Annotated in this window: 2 protein-coding genes; both read right to left on the reverse strand. The window is 52.3% G+C overall.

Annotated features, from left to right (window positions below; genetic code table 11):
* On the reverse strand, nucleotides 1-1,777 hold a 1,777-nt coding region (locus CX664_RS23450), incomplete at its 3' end, for a DUF1601 domain-containing protein (protein WP_146000273.1).
* A 105-nt stretch (nucleotides 1,778-1,882) separates the two neighbouring features.
* The coding region (locus CX664_RS23455) for an RAP domain-containing protein (RefSeq protein ID WP_146000274.1) at nucleotides 1,883-3,370 on the reverse strand (1,488 nt) is incomplete at its 5' end.

Genomic DNA, 3,370 nt, shown 5'->3' on the forward strand with positions numbered 1-3,370 from the left:
TCTGTGCGTTCACGTGGGGCAACAGCACGGCCACGGCCTTGTTGAGATCTGGTGTCTGCTCGTGCCCGTTGTCCACCAGTTTCGCCATGGTCCACAGCAGGATGGCGATATCCTGGGGATTAAATTGGTCTTTCTGTGTGTTCACGCAGGGCAACAGCGCGGCCACAGCCTCTTTGAGCTCTGGTGTCTGCTCCTGCCCGTTGTCCACCAGTTTCGCCATGGCCCACAGCAGGTTGGAGATATGCTGAGGAATAAATTGGTTTTGCTGTGCGTTCACATGGGGCAGCAGCGCGGCCACGGCCTCGTTGAGCTCTGGTGTCTGCTCCTGCCCGTTGTCCACCAGTTTCGCCATGGCCCACAGCAGGTTGGTGATTCCCTGGGGATTAAATTGGTCTTTCTGTGCGCTCACGAGGGGTAACAGCGTGACCACCGCCTCTTTGAGCCCTGGTGTCCGCTCCAGCCCGTTGTTCGCCAGTTTCGCCATGGACCACATCAGGTTGGCAATGCCCTGGGCATTAAGTTGGTTTTTCTGTGCGTTTATGGGGGGCAACAGGGCGGTCACGGCCTCGTTGAGCTCTGGTGTCCGCTCCAGCCCGTTGTCCACCAGTTTCGCCATGGCCCACAGCAGGTTGGCGATACCCTGGGCATTAAACTGGTCTTTTTGTGCGTTCACTTGGGGCAACAGCGCGGCCACGGCCTCGTTGAGCCCAGGTGTCCGCTCCAGCCCATTGTCCACCAGTTTCGCCATGGCCCACAGCAGGTTGGTGATATGCTGAGGAGTAAATTGATTTTTCTGTGCGTTCACGAGGGGCAACAGGGCGGCCACGGCCTCGTTCAGCCCTGATATCCGCTCCAGCCCGTTGTCCACCAGTTTCGCCATGGCCCACAACAGGTTAGCGATAGCCTGAGGAATAAATTGGTCTTTCTGTACGTTTACGTGGGGCAACAACACGACCACAGCCTCATTGAGCTCTGCTGTGCGCTCCAGCCCGTTGTCCACCAGTTTCGCCATGGCCCACAGCAGGTTGGCAATATGCTGAGGAATAAATTGGTCTTTGTGTGCGTTCACGTGGGGCAACAACACGGCTACGGCTTCGTTGAGCCCTGGTGTTAGTTCCTGCCTGTTGTCCATCAGTTTCGCCATGGCCCACAGCAGATTGGCGATTTCCTGAGCTCCAATATCACTGGCTTCAGGTTTTTGGTTGCAATTGAATATTATTGCATCCAGTAGCGTCGATAATAAGGCAGCTTGAGTGAGTTGAACACGCCCATCCATGGGTTTATGAAGGGTAAAAACACCCGCTGAAGTAAATGAGTGCAGTGTTGTCGTCAGGCTTCGCCAATTCCAGCTCCGTGTTGCTGCGAAATTTTGCAGCAAACGCATCAGCTGGCTTTGTTCCGCTCGATTTAAAGGCCTTTTAGACGCTGACGTGTATTTTTTAATTGAACTGGCATATAGGCCGTGATCTCTCCCATCATAGCGATGACCGAGACGATCCGATTTACTCACCAGACCAGCCATTATTTCTGGTTTGATGAGGGCATGAAAATTTTGAGCAGGGTTTACTGAACGGCGCAGTAGATATTGAGAAGGGCCTGCGGCAGCAGAATGGTAAAATTTATTACGCCTCGGGGTTGTGCGTGGGGTATTATCCCACTGTCTGACTGTGGCTTGTCTATATCGCCCACGCCTGGAAGCAGCACGGTCATTCGGTTGGTTGTCATCATTACCTGATCTTGCGTATTTACCACTGATACCAGCAGAACTTCTATCCATAATTATATTTCATTAATTCATGAAAATATAAAAAGCAGACTGCTGTCCTGCTCAGAAGTTCATTGTGCGGAAAAGTTTACTTGATTCATGATGGGAGGAAGGCGATTACTGGCTGTTTGTTTTCTTCCTCTTTGCCGGGCTGGTTTGTTCTTCTGAATGTTCTTCGGCAGTCACGTATGCAGTACCTGCCCACCCTCTTTTGAGTGATACAGAGCCATGACCCTGTGGCGGGATGCTTACCCTGGTCTTTATTTGATCAATGTATGGTTTCATTAAATCTTTGTTCAAAAGCTGGTTAGCCGGGATTTCAATGACCTCAAATCCTGCTTTTTGCAGCAGTGCGATTTTAAGCAGAGTCGAACCCTTCCTGGTTTTGAAATCACCACCCACATAATGAGAAGGACCCTGAACTTCAATCACCATGTTGTGATCTGGCAGAAGCAGGTCAACCGGAGGTAATGAGTTCAGACTCTTTTCTTCTTCAATCTTCAGAGATGGAATAGATAATTGGAGTTGATCGCGGAAGTCGGCTTGGGTTTTTGAAATGTTCGTCTGGTAATGGGGAATGACCGGACAGGTGCTGCCAAGCCAACTTGCAGCCATGGTAATGACGGATTGTTCTTCTTTATTATCTGGCGAGGTATTTTCCAGGCGAGTGAACAGGTCATCCATGTGCTTTTCAAACACGTTACTTTTATTGGCATTGGAGTCCAGAGCCAACCTGGCACAGCATACCATGACTCCCCAGAGAGACATCGATATCTCTTGCTGAGAAAACTGCAGGTTCTCACTGATTCGATAGACAAGCGATTCGAACGTAGAGGTAGCCACGTTCAGCTCAACGAGTTCGCCCAGTTTGGCCGTGGCCCAAAGCAGGTTAGCGATTTCCTGTGGTTTAAAATTAGCTTTTTGTGCGTTAACGTGGGGCAACAGCGCGGCCACAGCCTCGTTGAGCTCTGGTGTCCGCTCCTGCGCGTTGTCCATCAAATTCGCCATGGCCCACAGCAGGGTGGCAATACCCTGGGTACTGAATTGGTCTTTCTGTACGTTCACGAGGGGCAACAGCGCGGCCACGGCCTCGTTGAGCCCCGGTGTCTGCTCCTGCCCGTTGACCGCCAGTTTCGCCATGGCCCACAGCATGTTGGCGATACCCTGTGGTTTAAAGTTGGCTTTTTGTGCGTTCACGAGGGGCAACAGTGCGGCCACGGCCTTGTTGAGCTCTGATGTCCGGTCCTGCCCGTTGTCTACCAGTTTCGCCATGGCCCACAGCAGGTTGGCGATACCCTGTGGTTTAAAGTTGGCTTTTTGTGCGTTCACGAGGGGCAACAGTGCGGCCACGGCCTTGTTGAGCTCTGATGTCCGCTCCTGCCCGTTGTCTACCAGTTTCGCCATGGCCCAAAGCAGAATGGCAATATCCTGGGCACTGAATTGGTCTTTCTGTGCGTTCACGAGGGGCAACAGCGCGGCCAGGGCCTTTTTGAACTGTGGTGTCCGCTCCTGCCCGTTATCTACCATTTTCGCCATGGCCCACAGCAGGTTGGCGATTTCCTGGGCTCTGAATTGGTCTTTCTGTGCGTTCACGAAAGCCAACAC

The sequence above is a fragment of the Endozoicomonas acroporae genome, from assembly GCF_002864045.1.
In the GTDB taxonomy this organism is placed as follows: domain Bacteria; phylum Pseudomonadota; class Gammaproteobacteria; order Pseudomonadales; family Endozoicomonadaceae; genus Endozoicomonas; species Endozoicomonas acroporae.